The 22,609-nt window shown below is 45.1% G+C and carries 24 protein-coding genes; 19 read left to right on the plus strand and 5 right to left on the minus strand.

Annotation, left to right across the window (positions count from 1 at the left end):
• Positions 1-5 precede the first annotated feature (5 nt).
• The 3 genes from porT to ACVW0P_RS19960 all read right to left on the minus strand — a co-directional run bounded on the left by porT (position 6) and on the right by ACVW0P_RS19960 (position 2,023).
• Positions 6-731, minus strand: coding sequence for a type IX secretion/gliding motility protein PorT/SprT (gene porT, locus ACVW0P_RS19950; RefSeq protein WP_457133635.1), 726 nt, complete (start codon positions 729-731; stop codon positions 6-8).
• Positions 728-1,459: a bifunctional demethylmenaquinone methyltransferase/2-methoxy-6-polyprenyl-1,4-benzoquinol methylase UbiE gene (gene ubiE / locus ACVW0P_RS19955; RefSeq protein WP_457133636.1), complete on the minus strand. Its 732-nt coding sequence runs from the start codon at positions 1,457-1,459 to the stop codon at positions 728-730. The genes porT and ubiE overlap by 4 nt, the downstream gene beginning before the upstream one ends.
• Before the next feature lie 252 nt (positions 1,460-1,711).
• Positions 1,712-2,023: a winged helix-turn-helix transcriptional regulator gene (locus ACVW0P_RS19960; protein ID WP_457133637.1), complete on the minus strand. Its 312-nt coding sequence runs from the start codon at positions 2,021-2,023 to the stop codon at positions 1,712-1,714.
• A gap of 151 nt (positions 2,024-2,174) precedes the next feature.
• Here ACVW0P_RS19960 and ACVW0P_RS19965 point away from each other — a divergent pair, with 151 nt between their 5' ends.
• The 6 genes from ACVW0P_RS19965 (at position 2,175) to ACVW0P_RS19990 (ending at position 7,678) form a co-directional block, all read left to right on the plus strand.
• Entirely contained in the window at positions 2,175-2,933 is a 759-nt protein-coding gene (locus ACVW0P_RS19965; RefSeq protein WP_457133638.1) for an SDR family NAD(P)-dependent oxidoreductase, read from the plus strand.
• A 70-nt stretch (positions 2,934-3,003) separates the two neighbouring features.
• A complete protein-coding gene (locus ACVW0P_RS19970) occupies positions 3,004-3,591 on the plus strand; it encodes a Crp/Fnr family transcriptional regulator (protein WP_457133639.1) in 588 nt (195 codons plus the stop codon).
• A gap of 93 nt (positions 3,592-3,684) precedes the next feature.
• The gene (locus ACVW0P_RS19975; RefSeq protein WP_457133640.1) at positions 3,685-4,437 is read left to right on the plus strand and encodes an SDR family NAD(P)-dependent oxidoreductase; all 753 of its coding nucleotides are present in this window, start codon (positions 3,685-3,687) and stop codon (positions 4,435-4,437) included.
• Positions 4,438-4,500: 63 nt separating this feature from the next.
• On the plus strand, positions 4,501-5,124 hold the full coding sequence (locus ACVW0P_RS19980; RefSeq protein WP_457133641.1) for an NADPH-dependent F420 reductase: 624 nt from the start codon (positions 4,501-4,503) through the stop codon (positions 5,122-5,124).
• Positions 5,125-5,468: 344 nt separating this feature from the next.
• A complete protein-coding gene (locus ACVW0P_RS19985) occupies positions 5,469-6,836 on the plus strand; it encodes a Gfo/Idh/MocA family protein (protein WP_457133642.1) in 1,368 nt (455 codons plus the stop codon).
• 11 nt (positions 6,837-6,847) lie between these two features.
• Complete coding sequence (locus ACVW0P_RS19990; RefSeq protein ID WP_457133643.1) at positions 6,848-7,678, plus strand: TlpA family protein disulfide reductase; 831 nt, start codon at positions 6,848-6,850, stop codon at positions 7,676-7,678.
• Positions 7,679-7,721: 43 nt separating this feature from the next.
• On the opposite strand, the gene ACVW0P_RS19995 is transcribed toward ACVW0P_RS19990, so the two are convergent.
• Positions 7,722-8,753, minus strand: coding sequence for an aldo/keto reductase (locus ACVW0P_RS19995; protein WP_457133644.1), 1,032 nt, complete (start codon positions 8,751-8,753; stop codon positions 7,722-7,724).
• 111 nt (positions 8,754-8,864) lie between these two features.
• Positions 8,865-9,368 (minus strand): hypothetical protein, encoded by a 504-nt coding sequence (locus tag ACVW0P_RS20000; protein WP_457133645.1) that lies wholly within the window; start codon positions 9,366-9,368, stop codon positions 8,865-8,867.
• 99 nt (positions 9,369-9,467) lie between these two features.
• Between ACVW0P_RS20000 and ACVW0P_RS20005 the strand changes: the two genes are divergently transcribed.
• The 13 genes from ACVW0P_RS20005 (at position 9,468) to nuoH (ending at position 22,601) form a co-directional block, all read left to right on the plus strand.
• Positions 9,468-10,232: an SDR family oxidoreductase gene (locus ACVW0P_RS20005; RefSeq protein WP_354431397.1), complete on the plus strand. Its 765-nt coding sequence runs from the start codon at positions 9,468-9,470 to the stop codon at positions 10,230-10,232.
• A gap of 117 nt (positions 10,233-10,349) precedes the next feature.
• Positions 10,350-10,799 carry a GatB/YqeY domain-containing protein gene (locus ACVW0P_RS20010; protein WP_354431396.1) on the plus strand — a complete coding sequence of 150 codons (450 nt, stop codon included), beginning with the start codon at positions 10,350-10,352 and terminating at the stop codon, positions 10,797-10,799.
• Positions 10,800-10,925: 126 nt separating this feature from the next.
• Positions 10,926-11,687 carry an alpha/beta fold hydrolase gene (locus tag ACVW0P_RS20015; RefSeq protein ID WP_457133646.1) on the plus strand — a complete coding sequence of 254 codons (762 nt, stop codon included), beginning with the start codon at positions 10,926-10,928 and terminating at the stop codon, positions 11,685-11,687.
• Positions 11,688-11,785: 98 nt separating this feature from the next.
• Positions 11,786-12,448, plus strand: a complete 663-nt coding sequence (locus tag ACVW0P_RS20020; RefSeq protein ID WP_354431394.1) for a CBS domain-containing protein — start codon at positions 11,786-11,788, stop codon at positions 12,446-12,448.
• 8 nt (positions 12,449-12,456) lie between these two features.
• Positions 12,457-13,338 carry an NAD kinase gene (locus ACVW0P_RS20025; protein ID WP_457133647.1) on the plus strand — a complete coding sequence of 294 codons (882 nt, stop codon included), beginning with the start codon at positions 12,457-12,459 and terminating at the stop codon, positions 13,336-13,338.
• 10 nt (positions 13,339-13,348) lie between these two features.
• A complete protein-coding gene (gene porG / locus ACVW0P_RS20030) occupies positions 13,349-14,137 on the plus strand; it encodes a type IX secretion system protein PorG (protein ID WP_457133648.1) in 789 nt (262 codons plus the stop codon).
• Between the two features lie 666 nt (positions 14,138-14,803).
• The gene (locus ACVW0P_RS20035; protein ID WP_457133649.1) at positions 14,804-15,325 is read left to right on the plus strand and encodes an ExbD/TolR family protein; all 522 of its coding nucleotides are present in this window, start codon (positions 14,804-14,806) and stop codon (positions 15,323-15,325) included.
• Positions 15,326-15,804: 479 nt separating this feature from the next.
• Positions 15,805-16,545 carry an isoprenyl transferase gene (locus tag ACVW0P_RS20040; protein WP_354431390.1) on the plus strand — a complete coding sequence of 247 codons (741 nt, stop codon included), beginning with the start codon at positions 15,805-15,807 and terminating at the stop codon, positions 16,543-16,545.
• Between the two features lie 63 nt (positions 16,546-16,608).
• Entirely contained in the window at positions 16,609-19,164 is a 2,556-nt protein-coding gene (gene bamA / locus ACVW0P_RS20045) for an outer membrane protein assembly factor BamA (protein WP_457133650.1), read from the plus strand.
• 21 nt (positions 19,165-19,185) lie between these two features.
• Entirely contained in the window at positions 19,186-19,716 is a 531-nt protein-coding gene (locus ACVW0P_RS20050; protein WP_457133651.1) for an OmpH family outer membrane protein, read from the plus strand.
• Between the two features lie 52 nt (positions 19,717-19,768).
• Positions 19,769-20,281 carry an OmpH family outer membrane protein gene (locus ACVW0P_RS20055; RefSeq protein WP_354431387.1) on the plus strand — a complete coding sequence of 171 codons (513 nt, stop codon included), beginning with the start codon at positions 19,769-19,771 and terminating at the stop codon, positions 20,279-20,281.
• 63 nt (positions 20,282-20,344) lie between these two features.
• Positions 20,345-21,184 (plus strand): glutamate racemase, encoded by an 840-nt coding sequence (murI, locus tag ACVW0P_RS20060; RefSeq protein WP_457133652.1) that lies wholly within the window; start codon positions 20,345-20,347, stop codon positions 21,182-21,184.
• A 346-nt stretch (positions 21,185-21,530) separates the two neighbouring features.
• Positions 21,531-22,601, plus strand: coding sequence for an NADH-quinone oxidoreductase subunit NuoH (gene nuoH, locus ACVW0P_RS20065; protein ID WP_457133653.1), 1,071 nt, complete (start codon positions 21,531-21,533; stop codon positions 22,599-22,601).
• The last annotated feature ends 8 nt before the right edge of the window (positions 22,602-22,609 follow it).

Genomic DNA, 22,609 nt, shown 5'->3' on the forward strand with positions numbered 1-22,609 from the left:
CCCGCTTACTCAAAAAACAAACTGAATGTAAACGTGTGCAGCGATAACTTGCTGATAGGCGAAGCAAATGGCGTATTATCGGCAACCAATATATTGCCAATACTATTGGTCAATTTTATCTCTGGTGACAGCTTAAAATATTCAAAGTAAATATCAAACCCAAAGCCCGCCTCGTACGATGGATATCCGCGCACGTTGCGCAAAAGGCGCTCGGTAGGGGCGGTGTTGGGCTGGTCCTTTTTTGAGCCTATGGCGCCCGAATATTTTATCCCGCCTATTAAATAAGCGCGGGCGTTCCCTAACCTGTCCGATTTTAATTTCAACTGTAGCGGGAAATCAACCGTGGTGGTTTGCACGGGCTTGTCCACATCCTGGGCTGGGTCCACATAATTATAGGTAACGGACCTGTCCGAAAATACCAGCGACGGGGTAATCCTGGCCTCCAGGTGTTCCGTTAGGCGGTAGCGGGTCAAAAAACCAACCGCGAAACCGGGCGTACTTTTAGAACTGATGGCATTTAGCGGCGTGCTTACGTTCGCGCCCGTTTCCGGGTCTACAAAAGGCGTTTGCCAGTTGGGTTGTTTAATTATTTTGAAACTGTTTGATACGTACGAGAAGGAAAAGCCAAAACTCAGGTCGTTTTGGTCGGCGCCGCCACCCCATGCCTGCGCCCGCAGCAAATTGCTGCAGCCTATGAGCATTATGGTGATGAAGAGGCGGGTTTTGATCATTTAGTACCGGTGTAAATGGAACAGATACCAAACGCCAAAGGGCGCTGTTTGGTATTTTTAAAGCCTGCTTTTTGCATCAGCGTAGTAAACGCTTCACCATCCGGAAAAGCCGCAACAGACTCCGGCAGGTAGGTGTATGCCCTGGCATCTTTAGAAAATAGCTTGCCAATACCCGGCGTTACGTAGTTAAAGTAAAACGCGTAAAGCTGTTTTATCGGAAAGCCTTTTGGTTTCGAAAACTCCAGCACCACCGCCTTGCCACCCGGTTTTAATACCCGGTGAATATCGGCCAGTCCGGTTTCTAAATTTTCAAAATTACGCACGCCATAAGCCACTGTAACCGCGTCAAATTCATCAGCCTCAAAGGGCAACTTTTCCGAATCGCCCAGTTTAACCTCAAACTTATCGCCAAGGCGGCGTTTAGCAATTTTTTGGTCGGCAATATCCAGCATCCCGCGCGAAATATCCACACCAATAATTTTCTTAGGCTTCAGGATCTTTAGTGCCTCAAACGCGAAATCGCCGGTGCCGGTAGCCACATCCAGTATCAGTTGGGGCTTATCGTTCTTCAACTCGTTGATCGCCTTTTTGCGCCAGATGATATCTATCCCCAGCGACATAAAATGGTTCAAAAAATCGTAAGTTTTAGAAATGTTGTTAAACATATCGGCCACCTGCTCTTTTTTGGTGCCTTGCTGGTTTTGGTATGGTGTTACAGTTTTGCTCATTGTGTGTAGCGGCAAAGATAAGTATTGGAGTTCATAGTTCATGGGTTATAGTTGATGGTTAAGGTGCGGGGGGTGGGAAGGCGGGAGCGGACTTTGAACTTTCTACTTTGAACTTTACACTAACCATGGCGTTGCCTGCGGCCCGGGCTTTCCGTTGCAACTCCTCATTACAGGCTGCTGATAGAAGCAGCCCTGCATTTCCGGGGTTTTTACTGCAGTCCCTAACGCGATTGCATTTGATATAGGATAAAATTATTTCCCCACTATTTTTTTCCGGTGTACAATTCCCCAGTCCGAAAGATTGTTGATGATGGTTTGCAGCGTATCCCCATGTTCCGTAAGTTCATATTGTACAGTTATGGGTTGCGTATCTAAAACGGTTCGTTTTATCAACTGGTTTATTTCCAATTCCTTTAATTCTTTGCTTAACATTCTGTTAGAAATTCCACTAACATCATTCAAAATATCCGAAAACCGCCTTTTGCCGTAACAGCAAATGGATGATATGATGGAGATCTTCCATTTCCCGTTCAGTACGTCCATTGAATCCCTTACGGATCTCATTTTTTTCTTGAGCTCCTCCTGATAATTTGCTATCTGTTGCATAATAATGTTACTTTGTTACACCTGTGTTACTGTTACTTTTCGGTATAAAGTTACTAAAAGTAACTTATGTAACCTACCTTTGTTGTACAAATATTAAGTAATAGAAATAATGAGTAACTTAAAAAACAAAGTAGCGATCATAACAGGTGCATCAAAAGGAATAGGTGCAGCCATCGCAAAACACTTCGCGGCGGCAGGCGCTAAGGTTGTGGTAAATTATGCCACCAGTAAAGACGGAGCGGATAAAGTAGTTAAAGCCATAACCGATAACGGGGGCACAGCCATCGCGGTACAGGCGGATGTATCTAACGAGGCCGATGTAACCAGGTTGTTTGAGGAAACGAAACAAGCTTTTGGCACGTTGGATGTTTTGGTAAACAACGCGGTTTACCAGCAATTCCTCCCTATCGAACAGGCATCGGGAGATGCTTTTCATCAGCATTTTAACGTAAATGTTTTGGGCCCGGTACTTACTATCCAGGCATCGTTAAAGCTTTTTGGCGACAAGGGCGGTAATATCATCAATATCAGTTCGGGTGCAAGCAAATCGCCGATGGCGGGAGTCTCTCTGTACTCTGCAAGTAAAGCGGCGTTAGATGCCATAACTATTTCTTTATCGAAAGAGCTGGGTGTAAAAAACATCCGCATCAATTCTATTTTGCCGGGCGCTACAGAAACAGAAGGAGCGACCAGCGCGGGCGTTACTGCCGGCAGCGAGTATGAAAAAATGTTTATTGCCAACACCCCGCTTGGCCGTAGGGGCCAGCCTGAGGATATCGCGAAAGCTGCTGTTTTTCTTGCATCTGATGATGCAGCCTGGATCACGGGCGAGCAAATTTCCGTTTCGGGTGGTATGTATGGTTTTTAAACATTAACAAAAGAACGAGGAATAAAATCAAAAAATCTATTTTTGATTTTATTCCTTAGATACTTGTACGATGTCCAATTTTGAAGCGCTGTTCGATTACGTTCAAACATTATCCGGCAAAATGCTTTCACTGGATGAGAAGCAGGTGTTTATGGCACATTTCAAACCCAAAAAACTCCGGAAGCGGCAATATTTTTTACAGGAAGGGGATGTTTGTAAATACACCGGCTTTATTGTGAAAGGGTCTGCCAGGACATTCACGGTAGATGAAAAAGGGCATGAGCATATTCTTAAATTAAGTGTCGAAAACTGGTGGCTGGCCGATTTTGAAAGCTATTACCAGTTAACGCCAAGCCGCTTTAATATCGAAGCGCTGGAGGACCTGGAGCTGCTGCAAATAACGAATGCGCAGGCAGAGGAGTTTATAAAACCGATCCCTGCTTTTTCGGCCATGCAGAACGTGATCAGTCAAAATAACACTATTGCAGCCCAAAAAAGGATGCAATCTGCTATCAGCAACTCGGCCGAAGGACGTTACCAGGAACTGGTTAATGATTATCCTCATTTTCTACAGCGGTTCCCGCAAAACATGATCGCTTCTTACCTGGGTTTATCCCCCGAAACTTTGAGCAGGCTAAGGAAAAACGCTTTAAAATAGATTGATTTATATCAAGCGTGTTTTATGATATATGTCAAGGCACAGCCTGTTACAAGGCTGCACCTTTGGATATAAATTAAAACAATATAAATCATGAGTAAATTAAAAAACAAGGTCGCCGTAATTACAGGCGGCAATAGCGGTATTGGATTTGGCATTGCGGAAGCATTTAAAAACGAAGGCGCGGTCGGGGCTATCGTCGGCAGAAATCAGGAAACTTTAGATAGCGCTGCGGCCCGCCTTGGCGATAATTTTATTGCTATAAATGCCGATGTAACTAACCCTGCCGACCTGGAAAGCACGTTTGCAGCGATAGCTGAAAAGTTTGGTAAAATAGATGTGGTTGTGGCCAATGCTGGTGGTGGAGCTGTGGGGACTGTAGCAACTCTTGGTGAAGCCGACTATGACAAGGCAATGGATCTAAACCTGAAAAGTGTTTACTTCACCGTTAATAAAGCGCTGCCCTATATGAATGATGGCGCTTCTATTATTTTGATCGGGTCGAATGCAGCACATCGGGCATATCCGTCATTTGGGCTTTATGGTGCTGCAAAAGCGGCGGTGATCTTTTTTGCAAAGGCGTTTTCTAACGACCTTTTAGATAGAAAGATCAGAACAAATGTAATAACACCGGGTACAACAGATACGCCGGCGTTTGACAAGTTTGTTCCCGCAGAACAAATTGAGGCTTTAAAAACGCACTTCGCAAGTGTAATGCCAATAGGCAGGATTGGGCAACCATCGGATATTGGCAAAACAGCTGTGTTCCTGGCCTCTGACGATTCTTCGTTTATGCTTGGTGCCGAAATCCTTGTTGATGGCGGGATGACCTATTTGTCTAAATAAATAAATCACCGATGGACGGGTTTATTACCTGTGCCATTAATTAATTAAATTAAAAAAAACAAAATGAGTAATTCAGAAAATAAAGCAACGAGCTACGCCATAATCGGCTTTGGCAGTATAGGCAAAGCCCTGGCCAAAGCATTTGCCCGCAAGGGTATTAAAGTATCCGTTGCAACCACACGCAACCCGGAGAGCTTTGCATCAGATGCGGCCGAGATTGGCGCCGGGATCATTCCTGCAACACTGGCGGAAGCCGTGAAGGCGGACGTTATTTTTTTGGCTGTGCATTTCGAGTCGCACCCGGATGTCGCAAAGGCATTGCCCAACTGGCAGGGGAAGATCATCGTTGATGTGACCAATGCCTACGGCGTACCCCCCGAAAAGATGGAAGGACTGCCTTCTGCCCGGTTTGTCGCGCAGGCCTTCACCGGTGGTAAGCTTGTTAAAGGTTTTAACCATTTGATCGCTGCCGTACTAAACCAGGATCCGGCCGTACATGGTGGCCGCAGGGTTGTGTTCCTGGCGAGTGACGATGCCGGCGCGGCAGCAGAGATCAGCGCGCTTGCAGAAGACCTTGGTTTTGCACCAGTAAAACTTGGCGGACTTTCAGAAGGCGGGCTGCTTGTGCAGGCACGCGGAAATAGCTGGGGTCAGCTCATCTTTCAGGACTTGGTCAAATTCGATTGAAGGAAGGCATCATAACGGATGGCGGTATATTTAATGCCTTCTCCGTGAGATGAAAACATCAATAACTACATTACCGGCAATAGGATATGCCCGCGATCATCGTATCTGCGGCATATTCCGTTGCCGGTTTTTTGGTTGATTACGGAAGCTGATAACTTCCCAAAATATCATTCCTTCTACAGGGATAGCCGGCCAATAAAATACCAACCCTAAAACAATTCCCTGACCAATGGCCGTTCCCCCCATGAACCATACCTATCAACTATTCACTCCAACTATGAACTATCAAACAAAAATTATACCTTCACTTTTCTACAAACAACTAAACTATATACCTCACTATTATGAAAGAAAATCCCGAAGCATCCCGCAGGGGCTTTATTAAAAAACTGGCAACTACAGCGGCCGCGGTAACCGCGGGCAGCAGCTTACTGGCTGCCGATAAGCACAGCTTTCATTACCTGAAACAAAAGTATAACCAATATGGCCCTAACGACCAGGTGAACATCGCCCTGATTGGTGCCGGCGGTATGGGTACGCAGGATGCCATTGTTGCCCTACAGGTGCCCGGTGTAAAACTGGTTGCCGTGTGCGACCTGTACGACGGCCGCCTTAAAGAAGCCAAAACCCGTTGGGGCGCGGATATTTATACCACCAAAATTTATAAAGAGATCCTGAACCGCAAAGATATTGACGCGGTTATCATAGCCACGCCGGATCATTGGCACCAGCAAATTTCTGTTGATGCCATGCACGCCGGCAAGCACGTGTATTGCGAAAAACCAATGGTACACTCGGTGGCCGAAGGCCCCGCGGTTATAAAAGCGCAGAAAGAAACCGGGAAGATCTTCCAGGTGGGCAGCCAGGGGGTATCATCATTAGGGAACGAAAAAGCGCACGAACTTTTAAAAAGCGGCGCCATTGGCGAACTTAATTACGCAGAAGGTTTTTGGGCGCGCCGCGCGCCCGTCGAAGTTTGGCAATACCCTATCCCTGAAGATGCATCGGCACAAACGGTAGATTGGGAAACTTACGTATCTAACGTCCAAAAACGCCCGTACGATTCCAAGAGGTTTTTCCGCTGGCGTAACTATACCGATTACGGAACAGGCATGGCTGGCGACTTGTTCGTTCACCTGTTCAGCAGTTTGCACTTCATAACCGGATCTATGGGGCCGAACAAAATTTACGCCTCGGGCGGGTTACGTTACTGGAACGATGGCCGCGAAGTGCCTGATATTTTATTGGGCACGTTTGATTACGGCAAAACGATGGCGCACCCGGCGTTCAACCTTTCGCTGCGCTGTAATTTTGTGGATGGCACCAGCGGCACAACTTACCTTAAACTGGTAGGCAGCGAGGGTTCTATGGATGTTACGTGGGATAGCGTTACCCTTAAACGTAACAAAATGATCGCGTCTGACGATCCCTTCTATATCGAAAAAATGCGCAAGGCGGGCCAGAGCGATGCAGGCCGTAAACATATTCTACCCCCCGAAGAAATTACCTACAACGCCGAAAAAGGCTACCTGGGCGGCCCGTACGATCACATGAATAACTGGATCACGGCCATCCGCACCAACGGCAAAATTACCGAAGATGCCGTCTTCGGTTACCGCGCCGCAGCCCCGGCACTTTTGTGTAACGACAGCTACTATAAAAACACCCCCATGTTTTGGGATCCCGAAAAAATGAAAATGGTGAGTAAATAACTGTAGGCATAATGATCAGATCGAAAATTTTTTGGATAGGCGCGGTTTTGCTTGCTGTTATACCCATCTTACTTATTGACCTGGGCGAATACTATGTGGCCTGGCAAAAAGAGGTACTAGAGCCAATTATTGAGGTTGTGCAAAATTTTAAGGATATTAACAGTGCGCAAAAGGCAGATATTTTAGATACCGTATTTGAAAAAAATCAAAGCTTAATTCAGCTATCTGCTTTAAAGGGTGGTGTTAGCATTGTATTTTTATTGACCGGGATATATTTGTTAAGGCGGTATGCCAAAACTCAAAAACCAACATTTTTAAAACCCGCTTTTACATTTGCAGGGTTGGTGGTTGTATTTATAGCTGCAAAAATATTATTAGCAATGGCTATAAATACCCCAGCCGGTGCAAAATTCATTACGGTTGATGCCGGCGAAACATCCTTTAAAAGCATCATTGGTAAAAATTTTAAAGGCAAGGTAGTTTACGTTGATTTTTGGGGCACTACCTGCGGGCCATGCCTGCTGGAGTTTGCTAATTTTACCCATCCTGTAAAAGACCATTATAAAGCACGTAATGATATTGCATACCTTTATATATCTGGCGGTAACAGGTATTTGTGGAAAAAACAGATCGAAAAATTTCATGTTACCGGGTCGCACCTGTTTTTAGAAGGGGATGAGTATGAAAAACTCTATCGCGACGCATTAAGTGACAACAAAGCAGAGGTTTTAATGCCCCATTATTTGATCATAAATAAACAGGGCAATATTGCGGTTGCCGATGCCGCGCGACCAAGTGATTACTCACTGTTAACTGCCCAATTAGACAGAAACTTGAAATAGTATGTTCTAGGTTAAAAGGCCCCGATCTTCGGGGTCTTTTGCTTTAATAAAACTTGGGTAATGGGTTTAACCTCGTATCCTGGCGTTGGTGCCAGTAGGGGTAAATAGGGTCGCGGTCGCTGGCGGCATCCAGTTTTTTTACCTGGTCGGTAGTAAGGTTCCAGCCAACAGCGGCAAGGTTTTGTTTAAGCTGCTCCTCGTTACGGGCGCCAATAACCACATTGGCAACGGTAGGGCGCTGCAGTAACCAGTTAATGGATACTTGCGCTATAGACTTGCCGGTTTCTTCGGCTACTTCATCCAAGGCATCTACAATGGTATAAAGGCGTTCAAAATCGGTTTCGGGGCCGTGGCTGCCACCCTGGCTGCGGCGGTTATCCTGCGGAATAGGCTGCCCACGGCGGAATTTACCTCCTAATTGGCCGGATGCCAACGGGCTCCAAACAATGGTGCTCACTTTTTGGTCGATACCCAGCGGCATCAGTTCCCATTCAAATTCGCGGTCTAATAACGAATAATACGCCTGGTGCCCAACATATTTTGCCCAGCCATAACGTTCAGATACCGAAAGCGATTTCATTAAATGCCAGCCCGAAAAGTTAGATGCTGCTATATAACGCACCTTTCCGCTACTGATCAGGTCATCTAATGCACGCAGGGTTTCTTCTACCGGGGTGTTGCCGTCAAAGCCATGCATATGGTAAATATCAATATGGTCGGTATTTAAGCGGCGCAGGCTATCCTCTGCCGATTTAACCAGGTGGTATCTTGATGAACCGTAATCATTTGGCCCGTCGCCCATTTTAAAGGTGGCTTTGGTAGATATCAGCACTTTATCGCGCAAGCCTTCCAGCGCCTGTCCTAAAATTTCTTCGGAGATGCCGCCCGAGTAAACGTCGGCCGTATCAAACAGGTTAACCCCTGCATCAAGGCAAAGGTGAATCAGTTTCTTCGCGTCATCAAGCTGGGTATCGCCCCAAGCCTTAAAAAACTCGCCCGAGCCGCCAAATGTGGCCGTGCCAAAGCTAAGTACCGGCACGTGTAAACCCGATCCGCCTAATTGTCTGTATTCCATTGATGTGATGTTATTAAAGTAGATATATGGTAATCTTCAAACCATCACCGCAAATCTCGAGGATAACGTCTAACAAAATATCATGCTAATACCATAATGTATAAATTGATATTATTTCCCATGTTGACTATCATCGGAAAACTGTTGTTTTAAACCGCCTTTTAAATCTTTAACTATTTCCGGCCAGTATTTTGGCGCTTCTTCTCCATCAAAACAGTTTATAATTGCATGAATAACAGCTTTTTCAAACGGATTAAAACGATCGGAACTTAGGTCGAAAGCTGCATTATTGATTTCGAAAATCAAGTCAGTACGCTTTCCTTTTAGTGCTGCAATATACTTTAGAAAGAATGTTAAAGCTTTTTCAACATCACTCCTGTAATTCTCGTGATAATTGATTATTTCAGCATCGGGTGTATTCCAAATAACATGGCTTCCATCCCACGTTTCCCCCAATGCTTTATACATCTTTATCTCTAAATAAGCCTTACTTCGGGGTTTGTTATAAAACGCTTTTCCGGTTTTAGCTTCTAAATCCCAGTTTAGTACCTGTTCATTTACTTTATTTAATAAACCATAGGTAAACACATCTGCCTTCAAATCATTTGTTTCCATTTAAACACAAATATGAACAATCCCTAACTATCCTTACCGTAAAAAGACAAAATAAGTCAACATAAAAACATAATTTCGTTGCCGATAGTTACATTACCTATGGCAAAGATCGCATTAATAACAGGCGCCACCGCGGGGATAGGCGAGGCCTGCGCCCACACCTTCGCACGCGAGGGTTACAACCTGATCCTTACCGGCCGCCGTATGGACAGGCTGGAAAAGATAGCGCACCACTTAAATGATAAATATAACGTAGAGGTAGCTGTATCATCATTTGATGTGCGCAACCGCGAACAGGTTATCCAAAGCCTGGAAGGGCTGCCTGCCGACTGGAAAAAGGTTGATGTGCTGGTAAACAACGCCGGCCTTAGCCAGGGGCTCGACCCGATACAGAACGGCAGTTACGACGACTGGGAAACCATGATAGATACCAATATTAAAGGCCTGCTGTATGTAAGCCGCGTGGTATCTAACTGGATGATCACCAACGGTTACGGGCATATCATCAACTTAGGCTCGATAGCGGGTAAAGAGGTTTACCCTAACGGGAATGTGTATTGCGCAACCAAACACGCGGTTGATGCCCTTAATAAAGGTATGCGGATGGACCTGAATGATAAGGGGATCCGGGTATCTGCGATACACCCCGGCGCTGTGGAAACCGAATTTTCTGAAGTGCGCTTCAAGGGCGATAAGGACCGCGCTAAAAAAGTGTACGATGGTTTTGAACCGCTGGTGGCAAACGATGTTGCCGAAACCATCTGGTTCATCGCATCGCGCCCCGCGCATGTAAACATCAACGACCTGGTAATTATGCCAACCGCGCAAGCCTCGGCAACCAATATTTTTAGGAAGAATAGTTAAGTCGGAAAGTCGGTGAAGTCTGATAAGTCCGAAAGACGAAAAGATACATAACTTATTTATAAATTACACTTCCGGACTTTCCGACTTATCGGACTTTCGGACTAAATACTTAAAGCCATGTCATTACTTACCCAAATAGACCAGGATATAAAACAAGCGATGTTAAGCAAACAGCCCGACAGGCTTAGGGGGCTGCGTGCTATAAAATCGGCATTGTTGCTGGCTAAAACAGAAAAAGGCGCTACCGACGAATTAACCCAGGATGCCGAGATAAAAGTGTTGCAAAAACTTATCAAACAACGTAAAGAATCTGCCGACATTTACAAAACACAAGGCCGCGAAGACCTGTACGATATTGAGATGGCAGAAATGTATGTGATTGAGCCATACCTGCCGCAGCAAATGAGCAAGTTTGAGATAGAGGGTTTTATACAGGAAGTTATTGAGAGGCTTGGCGTTACATCTGTAAAGGATATGGGCCGTGTAATGGGTGTAGCTAATAAAGAACTTGCTGGCCGTGCTGATGGCAAAACGGTATCTGAAGTGGTAAAACAACTCTTAGGCTAAACACCGCGTAATAATTATTGAAGTTAAAGCTGGCAAACTATCTTAATAATTATAATTTTACAACAAAGCAGACTGTAATTGATTTCGGTCTGATATATTTACCAAAATACTTACACCAGCCACACTATGGATTATGTGCTTAAAGAAGAAAAGGGTTTCACTTACATCGAGGAGGGGCAAGGCGAACCGCTGTTGCTGCTTCACGGGTTAATGGGCGCTTTAAGCAATTGGGACGATGTTATCCGCGAGTTTAGCCCAAACTACAGGGTTATAATTCCGTTACTACCTATATATGATATGCCTTTGTTAACAACGGGAGTCCGTGCGTTATCAAAATTCGTACATAAGTTTATAAAGTTTAAACAGCTTAGCAATGTGGTGCTTTTGGGCAACTCGCTTGGCGGCCACGTTGGTTTGGTTTATGTGCTGGCTCATCCCGGCTATGTTAAAGCGTTGGTTTTGGCAGGCAGTTCGGGCTTATATGAAAATGCTTTTGGTGGTTCGTTCCCGCGCCGCGAGAGTATCGATTTTGTGAGGGAAAAGGTGCAATACACCTTTTATGACCCCATTATAGCTACCGAAGAAATGGTACATGAAATACATGTAATGATCAACGACAGGCACAAGGTGCTTAGGCTATTGGCTATGGCAAAATCGGCCATCCGCCATAACATGAAAGACGAGCTGCGTAAGATTACCATGCCGGTATCGTTAATTTGGGGCCGGGACGATAAAATTACCCCGCCCGAGGTTGCGGTTGAGTTTAACGAACTGTTACCAAACTCGGAACTGCATTGGATAGACAAGTGCGGCCACGCCCCAATGATGGAGCGCCCGAAAGAATTTAACGAATACGTAAAACTGTTTTTAGAAAAGTTAAAAAAATAACGCCTCTCCCCAACCCTCTCCGAAGGAGAGGGCGTAAAAGAAGTTCAAAAGTCTCCCCTATCGGGGGAGATTAGAGGGGGCTTTAAATAAAATAAAATATGCTTGCAATTGAGCTTATATCTGATGCGATACCGCCGGTACATACTTCTGATACCATCCAGAAGGTGTTTGACCGTATGGCAGAGTTTCGCGTTTGCCATTTGCCAATTGTAAACGAGGATCAGTTCCTGGGCCTTATCAGCGAGGATGACCTGATAGAGGAAACCGACTATAACGCGCCCATCGGGTCGCTGGCTTTATCGCTGGTAAACCCTTACGTTTTAGAGGAGCAGCATATTTACGATGTTATCCGCCTGTTTTACGAGCGCAAACTTAGCGTGGTGCCGGTACTCAATAATAAAAAGGACTACCTGGGCATGATCAGCATCAACACCATGAACGAGTACTTCGCCAAGCTTACCTCGGTATCCGAGCCGGGCGGCATTATCGTTTTGGAGGTTGACAACAAGAATAATTCGCTTGCGCACATGTCGCAGGTGGTAGAGTCTGACAACGCGCAGATCCTAAGCTCGTATACCCGCACTTTCCCGGATAGTACAAAAATGGAAGTAACCCTAAAAGTGAACAAGCAGGATATTTCTAATATACTGGCTACATTTCAACGTTATAATTACGACGTAAAGGCCACCTTCAACTTCACCGATCATAACGACAATTCTATGGACAGGTTTGATTCGTTCATGAATTATTTGAACCTGTAAACCCTTATATGAAAATAGCAGTTTACGGCAGGCAGTTTAACGATCCATCGGTGTTCCCGTACATCCGCCAGGTGTTTGACAGCCTCGCGCAGCACAAGGTTGATGTTTATGTTCACCCGGTTTTAAGCGAATACTTACAGGGCAATGTAGATACCAGCACCTGCGCCATCCTTAATTGCGAGGAACCCATAAAAGGTAATGTAGATGTTTTTATAACCCTTGGGGGCGATGGTACGCTGCTTGATATGGTTACCCTGGTGCGAGATTCGGGCGTGCCGGTTATCGGGATCAACTTTGGCAGGCTTGGCTTTTTGGCCAGCATCAACAAAAGCGATATAGCCGCTGCCATCCACGCCGTGGTAAACCAGGAATTTTCGTTAGATGCCCGCGAGTTGCTGGTGATAGATTCTGAACTAAAGATCTTTGGCGACAATAACTTCGCCCTTAATGATGTAACCATCCATAAGCGCGACGATAGCGCCATGATAACCACCCACGTATCGTTGGATGGTGAGTTTTTGAACTCGTACTGGGGCGATGGGCTTATTGTATCTACGCCAACAGGGTCTACCGCATATTCGTTAAGTTGTAACGGGCCAATCATCTTCCCTCAGTCAAACAGTATAGCGCTTACACCCGTGGCGCCGCATAATTTGAACGTAAGGCCGGTGGTACTGCCGGATACCAGCGAACTTACGCTGGATATTGATTACCGCGGCAACAATTACATTGTATCTTGCGATAGCCGCACCGTTATTGTGGACAAACCCATGCAGTTTAAGGTTTACAAGGCCGATTTTAAGCTAAATTTGGTGCGCCTGAATAATGAAAGCTACTTATCTACGTTAAGGAAAAAACTATTATGGGGTTTAGATGCCCGTAATTACTAATTGATCCTTGATGCTCAAATTATATGCCTTTTGTATTTTACTGTTCATCAGCATAAATGTGCAGGCGCAGCAAACCTGGGAAATTGGCGGTAATATTGGCGCTGCCGGTTATATAGGCGATCTGAATATTAACAATCCCATTAAACCCAGCGGCGCGCAGGCAGGCCTTTTTGTAAAGCGTAACTTTAACCGTTACCTGGGCCTTAAACTAAACTACAGTTTTGGGCAAATAAGCGGCGATGATAGCCAATCGTCGAGCCAGCAGCTTCGCGACCGTAACCTGAGCTTTAAAACCCCCATAAAAGAACTTAGTTTAATGACTGAGCTTAACTTTATGAGTTACATCCCAGATGCGGGCAAAAACAAATACACACCTTATATATACCTCGGTGCCGGTATAGCATCATACGCGCCAAGGGCCGAGTACCACGGCCGTATTGTTGGTTTACGGCCGTTGAAAACTGAAGGGCAAAGCAACCCCTACTCAAAAACAGCTATTGTTATCCCGTTTGGTGCCGGGCTCAAATACAACTTTTCTGGCAAATGGACCGTTGCTGCCGATCTTGGCTATCGCTTTACCAATACCGATTACCTGGACGATGTAAGTAAAAACTACGCCAACAAAGGTTCGTTTAATAGCGAGATAGCCAGAGCACTGTCAGACCGTTCTGGCGAAAAGACTGGTTTTAATACAGGCACAGCCGGCTCACAGCGCGGCGATTACCGCCCCAACGATTTTTACATGTTTGTAGGCTTTACCATATCTTACACTTTTGTTACTCAGGAGTGTTATTACTAAATTTTAAATTCCCTCCCTGGGATGGTGTGTAGGGTCGTGATGTGGCAGGGGTTTCTGCTTTATGCGGGTTTTGCAAAATACTTGCCTTAGTAAAAAGAAACAAGCCTTTAATTTAACTCACCCGGTCATCACTTCGCTCGACCACTCTCTCTTCGCTGCGCGGAAAGAGTGTTGAAAATAGCCTTCAGCTTTTATATTTAACTCACCCGGTCATTGCTCCGCTCGACCACCCTCTCTCCGCTGCGCGGAAAGAGGGTTGAAAAATAATCTTCACCCTTTAATTTCTAACTCACCCGGTCATTGCTTCGCTCGACCACCCTCTCTCCGCTACGCGTAAAGAGGATTGAAAATAGCCTTCAGCTTTTAATATTTAACTCACCCGGTCATTGCTCCTCTCGACCACCCTCACTTCACTGCGCGGAAAGAGGGTTGAAAATATTTTTTTCTTCACCCTCTTTGCGCAGCAGAGAGGGTCGACTAACGTAGTGCAGTCGGGGTGAGTAAACTACGCATTAAATATAGCCATACTAAGTAAAGCTCAATAATCAAAATATAAAATCTCATAATTTGATTATTACAAAATTTAATTTGGTTTATTGAAACAATACAGTATATTTATATGCTTAATTACATATAACCAATTGTTTCACCTTAAACTAAATTACCATGGCCGAATTAAATTCAACCCCGGAAAAATCAGGCACTAAAACCCGCTCAAAAAAAGCCGCGTTAAGGGTAGACCTTACTGCAATGGTTGATCTTGCCTTTCTGCTCATCACCTTTTTTATGCTTACAACAACGTTAAGCAAACCCAAGGCCATGGATGTAACCATGCCCGTGGGCGACGAGCCGGGCGGCCAGGCCCAATCGCGCACCATGACCATCTGCCTGGGAAAAGATAACAAGGCCATGTATTACCTTGGTATGGCCGATCAGCCCATTATTCCAGCCACTATTACTAATTATAGCGGTAGTGGCCTGCGCCACGCTATAATGGAAACCCGCAAACAAGTACAAAAAACCACCGGCAAAAGCATGCTGGTAATTATAAAGCCTGCCGAAACATCCGTTTACGGCAACCTTGTAAACACCCTCGACGAAATGAAGATAACCGATGTGCAGCAATACGCCATTGCAGATATCGCCCCAAAAGATATTAGTTTGTTGAAAGAGCAGCAGGCGTATTAAAGGCGATTGAATTATAAGCAGCTTTTGTTGGCGACAACACCAGCAAAATGTTATTATTCGCAGAGCTTAGCATACGGGTTGTCACCAACAACGGCTAAAAACTCGACACTCAGCGCGCGGGTTGTTGGTGACAACACCTACAACGGCTAAACTAAAGTGTTTTTTATGCAGTTAATTAGAGTAGTTTGTATTTTTGGTGCGAAAGAGAGCTTCACCCTCTTTGCGCAGCAGAGAGGGTCGACCAACGTAGTGAAGTCGGGGTGAGTAATCTATGCGAGCGGCAAATCCCGGACATCCAAAACCACCCTCCGATACAATTATTTCTTTTTTGCCGCATACTAAAATAAATACAATTAAGTTTTACCTTTGTCACCTGAAAAAAAGGGCATAAGTTGTTGAGGGCTTTGCTAAAAACTTTTTAATTTTAACAAGGCAATAGGCGCTACAGTTCATAAGCAACTGTTAACACCGTTCGGGAAATGAGTTATAAGGACCAGATAGATCTTCAGAAATTACCCCGCCACATAGCTGTTATTATGGATGGCAACGGCCGCTGGGCTAAGGGTAAAGGCAAGTTAAGGGTGTTTGGCCATCATAACGGCGTGCTATCTGTACGTGATATTGTAGAGAGCGCCGGCGAACTGGGTATCGAATACCTTACCCTGTACACCTTTAGTGCCGAAAACTGGAACCGCCCCAAATTTGAAGTTACCGCTATAATGGAACTGCTCATCAGCACCCTTAATAAGGAGATTGCCAAGCTGATGAAAAATAACGTGCGCCTAAACGCCATAGGCGACCTTAAGGCCTTACCCGGCAAATGCCACAAGGAGTTAGAGAATGCAATAAGCAAAACGGCGGGTAATACCGGGCTGGTGCTTACACTTGCATTAAGCTACAGCAGCCGTGGCGAGATGGTACAGGCCGCTAAAAATATAGTAGCCAAAGTACAAAGCGGGGAATTAAACCCTGCAGATATTGATGAACAATTGTTTGAAGATAATTTATATACCGGCGGTATGCCCAACCCCGAACTGTTGATCAGGACGAGTGGGGAGTACCGCATAAGTAACTATTTACTGTGGCAAATTGCCTACGCCGAGCTGTACTTCACCACCAAATTATGGCCCGACTTTAGGCGCGAGGATTTGTATGAAGCTATACTTGATTACCAAAAACGCGAGCGCCGTTTTGGGATGACGAGCGAGCAGGTAAACTAAATTTTTACTTTTAACACTTTTTAACAACTGTATAAATTATTTTTAGCCCACTAAAATATTCGAATGAATAAAGTTTTTTTTGCTCTACTCTTCTCTGTTATAAGCACTGCAGCAATGGCTCAGGTAGGCAGCCAAAGGCAATCAGCACTGTCTGGCAGCTCTGTCCCGGCAGATAGTTTAAGTTACCTTAACCCTAAAGATTATATTATAGGTGGTATCACCGTATCCGGCGCCAAATATTTGGATAAGGATGTGTTGCTTACCATCTCTAAACTTAATAAAGGCGACAAGATAAACCTGCCCGGCGAAGCAAACGCCAACGTGATAAAGGATCTGTACAAACAGGGCCTTTTTGATAATGTGCAGCTTAATGTTACCCGCTTTAATGGCGATACCATTTACCTGGAGATAGCCGTAATAGAGCGCCCGCGTTTATCGCGTTTGCACATTACGGGCATCCGAAAGGGCGAAATAGAGGACGTAAATAAAAAACTGGCAGATAAAACGGGTAAGATCGTTAACGAAAACTTACTGAGCACAACATCAGCTATCATCAAAAAACACTTTAACGAAAAAGGGTACCTGAACACCACAATTACCATGACACAAACCAAGGACCCCGGGGATGCCAATAGCGTTATACTGGACGTTGCGGTAGATAAAAAATCTAAGGTTAAGATCAATAGTGTAGATTTTGATGGTAACAAGGCGTTTACTGATGCCAAGTTGCGCAAACTGTTAAAGAACACCCGCGAGAAGAAATTCTACAACATCTTCGGTTCTAAAAAATTCAAACAGGATAAATACGAAGAAGATAAGCAAACGCTTGTCGAAAAAATGCAGGCCAAAGGTTACCGCGATGCCGAAGTAATAAGCGATACCGTTACCAAACACGATGAAAAAACTGTTGACGTAAAAATTAAAATTTACGAAGGCCCCAAATATTACTTCGGTAAAGTTAAATTCTCCGGTAATGCCCGCTACCCGTCAGAAGTATTGGAGCGGATCTTACGTATCGAAAAAGGACAGGTATTTAGCGAGGACGAATTAGAAAAACGTTTAACAGGCCCAACACCAAGTAATGACGACGTATCATCATTATACCTTAACGATGGTTACCTGACCTTTAATGCCGACCCGGTGCAAACCAGGATCTATAATGATACTGTTGATCTGGATATCCGTATCTACGAGGGCCCGCAATACACCATTAACCGCGTTATATTAAAAGGTAACGATGTTACCAACGATAAAGTGGTAATGCGCGAGATCCGTACCAAACCGGGGCAAAAATTCAATAAGGAATTATTGATCCGCAGTGCTCGTGAGATTGGCCAATTGGGTAACTTTGATGAGCAAAAAACTGAGCCAAGGCCTACAAATATTAACCCTGCCGATGGTACGGTAGATCTGGTTTACAACGTAGTTGAAAAACCATCAGATCAGATAGAACTTTCGGGTGGTTTTGGTGGTGGCCAACTGGTGGGTACTTTGGGCTTAACGTTCAATAACTTTGCGCTGCGTAACCTGTTTAACCTTAAAGCATACAAACCGTTGCCAAAAGGCGATGGGCAGAAATTGAGCTTAAGGGGGCAATCGAGCGGGCGTACGTATCAAAACTTCTCGTTCACCTTCTCCGAGCCATGGTTAGGTGGTAAAAAACCTATCTACTTCGCGTTATCGGCTTATACACAAGGTAGCTCTACAGGGCAGTATTACCCTAAAACCAGCCCTAACTATAACAAGTTGCGCATCAACGGTGTGGGTATTACTTTGGGTAAACGTTTAAACTGGCCGGATAACTACTTCCAGTTAAACTACTCGCTTAACGTAGATCATTACGATCTGGATAACTATGGTGGTTACCTGTTCCAGAACGGTACATCATACAACATTAAATTAACGCAGGAGCTTAGCCGTAACTCGGTTGACGTGCCTTTGTACCCAACATCGGGTTCAAACATAAAATTAACCATACAGGCAACACCGCCATACTCGGCCTTCAACAGCATCAACTATAAGGTTGCAACACCAGAAGAGCGTTACCATTTTGTAGAGTACTACAAATGGAAGTTTGATGCACAGTGGTTCCAGCGTATAACCGGTAAATTGGTGTTAATGTCGCAGGTGCGTTTTGGTTACCTGGGCCAGTATAACGCGTTGGTTGGTCCGTCTCCGTTCGAGCGTTTCAAACTGGGTGGCGATGGTATGCAAAGCTACCAGTTCCTGCAAGGTACAGATGTGATAGGTTTACGTGGTTACGAGAACTTCTCGATAGTGCCCGAGGGATCGAGGCTTAATGCCAATACCAACCAGGGTAGTGCTATCTACAATAAATACACTATGGAGTTAAGGCACCCGGTAATTACAGGCCAGTCTGCAACGATATTCTTACTGGCATTTGCAGAAGGTGGTAACGTTTGGGATAATTTTAGCCAGTTTAATCCGTTTAATGTACGTAAATCGGTAGGGGTGGGTGCAAGGATATTTTTACCGATATTTGGTTTGCTTGGTTTAGATTATGGTTACGGTTTCGACAAGATCCCCAACCAGCCCGATGCCAACAAAGGCCACTTCCACTTTACCATATCACAAAGCTTAAGTGGCGGGTTTAATTAATTTGTAAAACGAATTATTATAATGAAGAAGATAATTTTAATACTATTTGTTACGTTTGCAGCATGCACCGCCGCAATGGCGCAGCGCTTTGCTTATGTAGATTCTGATTATATTTTGAAACACATGCCCGAATATGCTTCATCGCAAAAACAGCTGGCAGCACTTTCAGAATCATGGCAGAAGGATGTTGACGGCCGTTTCCAGGAAATCGACCGCCTATACAAAGCCTACCAGGCCGACCAGGTGTTAATGACACCGGATATGCGTAAACGCCGCGAAGCAGAAATTGTAGATAAAGAGAAACAAGCGAAAGATTACCAACGCCAGATATTTGGCCCTGATGGCGAGCTTTCTAAAAAAAGTAACGCGCTGATTAAACCAATACAGGATAGGGTGTCTAAAGCTGTACAGGCCGTAGCCGAAAGCGAAAGCCTTGATATGATATTTGATAAAAACAGCGAAGTGATTATGTTGTACGCAAGTCCGCGTTATAATAAAAGCGATGCTGTAGTAACCCGCTTAGGTTTAAAACCGGGTGTGTTTGCTAAATAAAGATTGTATATTTATAATTAGAACTATTTTTTTAAACACCAGAAGAACACAAATGAAAAAACTATTTAAAGTTGCTTTAGTTGCAGCAGCTATGTTATTTGCAGGCAACTTTGCCCAAGCTCAATCAAAAATTGGCCACATTAATTTCCAGCAGTTGATCGATTTTATGCCCGAAACCAAAACTGTAAAATCTCAGCTTGAAATTTACCAGAAACAATTCATTGACCAACTTACTACGATGAATAACGAATACCAAACCAAAGGCCAGGCTTACCAAACCAAACGTGCCGGTATGACCGATGCTGCACGTACAGCTTCTGAAGCAGATTTGCAAGACATCGCAAAACGCCTACAGGATTACCAAACTTCATCTCAGCAACAAGTTGAAGCTAAACAACGTGAGTTGGGTAAACCATTGATTGATAAAGCACGTGGCGCGGTTAGCGCGGTAGCTAAAGAAAAAGGTTACGGTTACGTATTAGATACCACCAGCGAATACCTGGTAGTATCACCGGATGCTGATGACCTGATGCCAGCTGTAAAGGTTAAATTAGGATTAAAGTAATCTCAAAATTAAATTATTTAGAAAGCGCCTCCATTACGGGGCGCTTTTTTTATTTTTGATGATATGGCAACAGGCAGCCCGATAGGGGTATTTGATTCGGGTATAGGTGGTTTAACGGTGTTCCGCTCCATAGTAGAGCAGATGCCCGGTTACGATTATTTATACCTGGGCGATAATGGCCGCGCCCCGTACGGCAACCGCTCGTTTAAAACCATTCACCAGTACACCTGGGAGTGCGTGCAATGGATGTTTAAGCAAGGGTGCCCGTTGGTGATACTGGCCTGCAACACCGCATCGGCCAAGGCCTTGCGCACCATACAGCAGCAGGATATGCCCGGCATGCATAATGATAAACGCGTGCTTGGAGTTATCCGCCCCACTGCCGAGGTAATTGGGAATTACACCAAAACCAAACAGGTAGGGGTGTTGGGCACACAAGGAACCGTACAATCAGGCTCGTACCTGTTAGAGATAGCACATTTTGCCCCCGATATTAAAGTTTACCAACAAGCCTGCCCGCTTTGGGTACCCCTCATAGAGAACGGCGAATACAACAAGCCCGGCGCGGATTATTATGTGCAAATGTACCTGTACCAGTTGATGGCACAATCGCCGGATATTGATACCATACTGCTGGCATGTACCCACTACCCGCTGTTACAGGAAAAGATAAAGGCCCACCTGCCCGCAAACATAAATGTAGTAGCCCAGGGCGATATTGTAGCTACCAGCCTGGTAGATTACCTGCAACGCCACCCCGAAATGGAGCAGCGCCTAAGCAAGCAAGGCCGCCGCCAATTTTACACCACCATTGATGACACCCCCGACTTTGACCATCACGCCTCACGGTTCTTCGGCAACGAAGTAAAGAGCGAGTTTGTTGATGTAAAACCGGCGTGTTAGCTTTTAACAAATCCCCTCTTGAGAGGGGTAGGGGTGTGTTATACAAGCAACCAACATTATATCATTGCGAGCAATAGCGCGGCAATCGCACGCAGGCCATCCGGCGATTAGTTCTTCGTTAGGCGCGTTTATGTTTTTGAATGAGCGGACTGCCATTAATAAAAGCACTGGCGTAATATAGAAGCACAAACCTAATATGTGGGGTGCTGAAACAAGTTAGCATTACATTATGGGAAATCTGCAGGCCACTTATCGCTGCAATCCCATCGTGCAGCGCAAAAAACAACTACCAAAACAGTCAACTATCCTTAGCATTTATTAAGTTTGCAACCCAAAGCAATTGCCCTTGAATTATTACATTACATATTTTATTGTAGCAGCAGGTTTATTTGCTTTTGTGGCCCTGTTTACCATGTTTGGTGTATATGCCGAACGTAAGGTAAGCGCCTTTATCCAAAACCGCCTCGGCCCTACAGAAACGGGCAAGTTTGGCTCCCTGCAGGTACTGGCCGATATGATGAAGATGGCGCAAAAGGAACTCATAATTCCCGCCGCGGCAGATAAGATCCTGTTCCTGGCGGCACCTGTTATAATTTTTATCGGGGTGTACCTCGCCTTTGCCGCCCTTCCCTGGGGGCCGGGACTCATCCCAGCTAACATCAATATCGGGCTTTACTATATATTCGCGATCATATCCATTGAAACCCTGGGCATACTGATGGCCGGTTGGGGGTCCAATAATAAATATTCCATATTGGGGGCAATGCGGTCTGCCGCGCAGATCATTTCTTACGAGATCCCCGCAGGGTTCGCGCTGATCTCCGTTGTGATGATAGCACAGACCCTAAACTTACAGGACATAGCCATGCAGCAGGGCATCTTATCGGCAGAGAAGGCAAAGTTCTTTGGTTTTTGGGATGTATCACAAATTGGGGGCATCCTGTCGTGGAATATTTTTCAGGCGCCGCATTTGATGGTGGCATTTGTGATCTATTTCATTGCTTCGCTGGCAGAAAGTAACCGTGCACCATTTGATATCCCCGAGGCGGAATCTGAACTGGTGGCGGGTTTTCATACCGAGTTTACGGGCTTGCAATTCGCGCTGGTGTTTTTGGCCGAGTACTCGATGATGTTTTTGGTATCGATGGTAGGTGTAATTTTATTTTTAGGCGCATGGAACACGCCTTTACCAAACATAGGTTCGGTACATTTGGCAACGTGGACAACCGGCGCGGGCTGGGGCATCATCTGGATCCTGATAAAAACCTTGTTATTAATAGGCGTACAAATGTGGATCCGCTGGACCCTGCCACGTTTACGGGTAGACCAACTGATGAACCTGTGCTGGAAAGTACTAACCCCACTCGCATTTGCCTGCATGCTCATATCCGGCGTGTGGCGGCTGTGGGTGATGTGAGTTTATTT

This window comes from Mucilaginibacter sp. UYNi724, assembly GCF_054057495.1.

What these genes read in the sequence shown, in the direction of transcription:
- porT (WP_457133635.1), bottom strand. Translation starts at nt 731, where the DNA reads ATGATCAAAACCCGCCTCTTCATCACCATAATGCTCATAGGCTGCAGC.
- ubiE (WP_457133636.1), bottom strand. Translation starts at nt 1,459, where the DNA reads ATGAGCAAAACTGTAACACCATACCAAAACCAGCAAGGCACCAAAAAA.
- ACVW0P_RS19960 (WP_457133637.1), bottom strand. Translation starts at nt 2,023, where the DNA reads ATGAGATCCGTAAGGGATTCAATGGACGTACTGAACGGGAAATGGAAG.
- ACVW0P_RS19965 (WP_457133638.1), top strand. Translation starts at nt 2,175, where the DNA reads ATGAGTAACTTAAAAAACAAAGTAGCGATCATAACAGGTGCATCAAAA.
- ACVW0P_RS19970 (WP_457133639.1), top strand. Translation starts at nt 3,004, where the DNA reads ATGTCCAATTTTGAAGCGCTGTTCGATTACGTTCAAACATTATCCGGC.
- ACVW0P_RS19975 (WP_457133640.1), top strand. Translation starts at nt 3,685, where the DNA reads ATGAGTAAATTAAAAAACAAGGTCGCCGTAATTACAGGCGGCAATAGC.
- ACVW0P_RS19980 (WP_457133641.1), top strand. Translation starts at nt 4,501, where the DNA reads ATGAGTAATTCAGAAAATAAAGCAACGAGCTACGCCATAATCGGCTTT.
- ACVW0P_RS19985 (WP_457133642.1), top strand. Translation starts at nt 5,469, where the DNA reads ATGAAAGAAAATCCCGAAGCATCCCGCAGGGGCTTTATTAAAAAACTG.
- ACVW0P_RS19990 (WP_457133643.1), top strand. Translation starts at nt 6,848, where the DNA reads ATGATCAGATCGAAAATTTTTTGGATAGGCGCGGTTTTGCTTGCTGTT.
- ACVW0P_RS19995 (WP_457133644.1), bottom strand. Translation starts at nt 8,753, where the DNA reads ATGGAATACAGACAATTAGGCGGATCGGGTTTACACGTGCCGGTACTT.
- ACVW0P_RS20000 (WP_457133645.1), bottom strand. Translation starts at nt 9,368, where the DNA reads ATGGAAACAAATGATTTGAAGGCAGATGTGTTTACCTATGGTTTATTA.
- ACVW0P_RS20005 (WP_354431397.1), top strand. Translation starts at nt 9,468, where the DNA reads ATGGCAAAGATCGCATTAATAACAGGCGCCACCGCGGGGATAGGCGAG.
- ACVW0P_RS20010 (WP_354431396.1), top strand. Translation starts at nt 10,350, where the DNA reads ATGTCATTACTTACCCAAATAGACCAGGATATAAAACAAGCGATGTTA.
- ACVW0P_RS20015 (WP_457133646.1), top strand. Translation starts at nt 10,926, where the DNA reads ATGGATTATGTGCTTAAAGAAGAAAAGGGTTTCACTTACATCGAGGAG.
- ACVW0P_RS20020 (WP_354431394.1), top strand. Translation starts at nt 11,786, where the DNA reads ATGCTTGCAATTGAGCTTATATCTGATGCGATACCGCCGGTACATACT.
- ACVW0P_RS20025 (WP_457133647.1), top strand. Translation starts at nt 12,457, where the DNA reads ATGAAAATAGCAGTTTACGGCAGGCAGTTTAACGATCCATCGGTGTTC.
- porG (WP_457133648.1), top strand. Translation starts at nt 13,349, where the DNA reads ATGCTCAAATTATATGCCTTTTGTATTTTACTGTTCATCAGCATAAAT.
- ACVW0P_RS20035 (WP_457133649.1), top strand. Translation starts at nt 14,804, where the DNA reads ATGGCCGAATTAAATTCAACCCCGGAAAAATCAGGCACTAAAACCCGC.
- ACVW0P_RS20040 (WP_354431390.1), top strand. Translation starts at nt 15,805, where the DNA reads ATGAGTTATAAGGACCAGATAGATCTTCAGAAATTACCCCGCCACATA.
- bamA (WP_457133650.1), top strand. Translation starts at nt 16,609, where the DNA reads ATGAATAAAGTTTTTTTTGCTCTACTCTTCTCTGTTATAAGCACTGCA.
- ACVW0P_RS20050 (WP_457133651.1), top strand. Translation starts at nt 19,186, where the DNA reads ATGAAGAAGATAATTTTAATACTATTTGTTACGTTTGCAGCATGCACC.
- ACVW0P_RS20055 (WP_354431387.1), top strand. Translation starts at nt 19,769, where the DNA reads ATGAAAAAACTATTTAAAGTTGCTTTAGTTGCAGCAGCTATGTTATTT.
- murI (WP_457133652.1), top strand. Translation starts at nt 20,345, where the DNA reads ATGGCAACAGGCAGCCCGATAGGGGTATTTGATTCGGGTATAGGTGGT.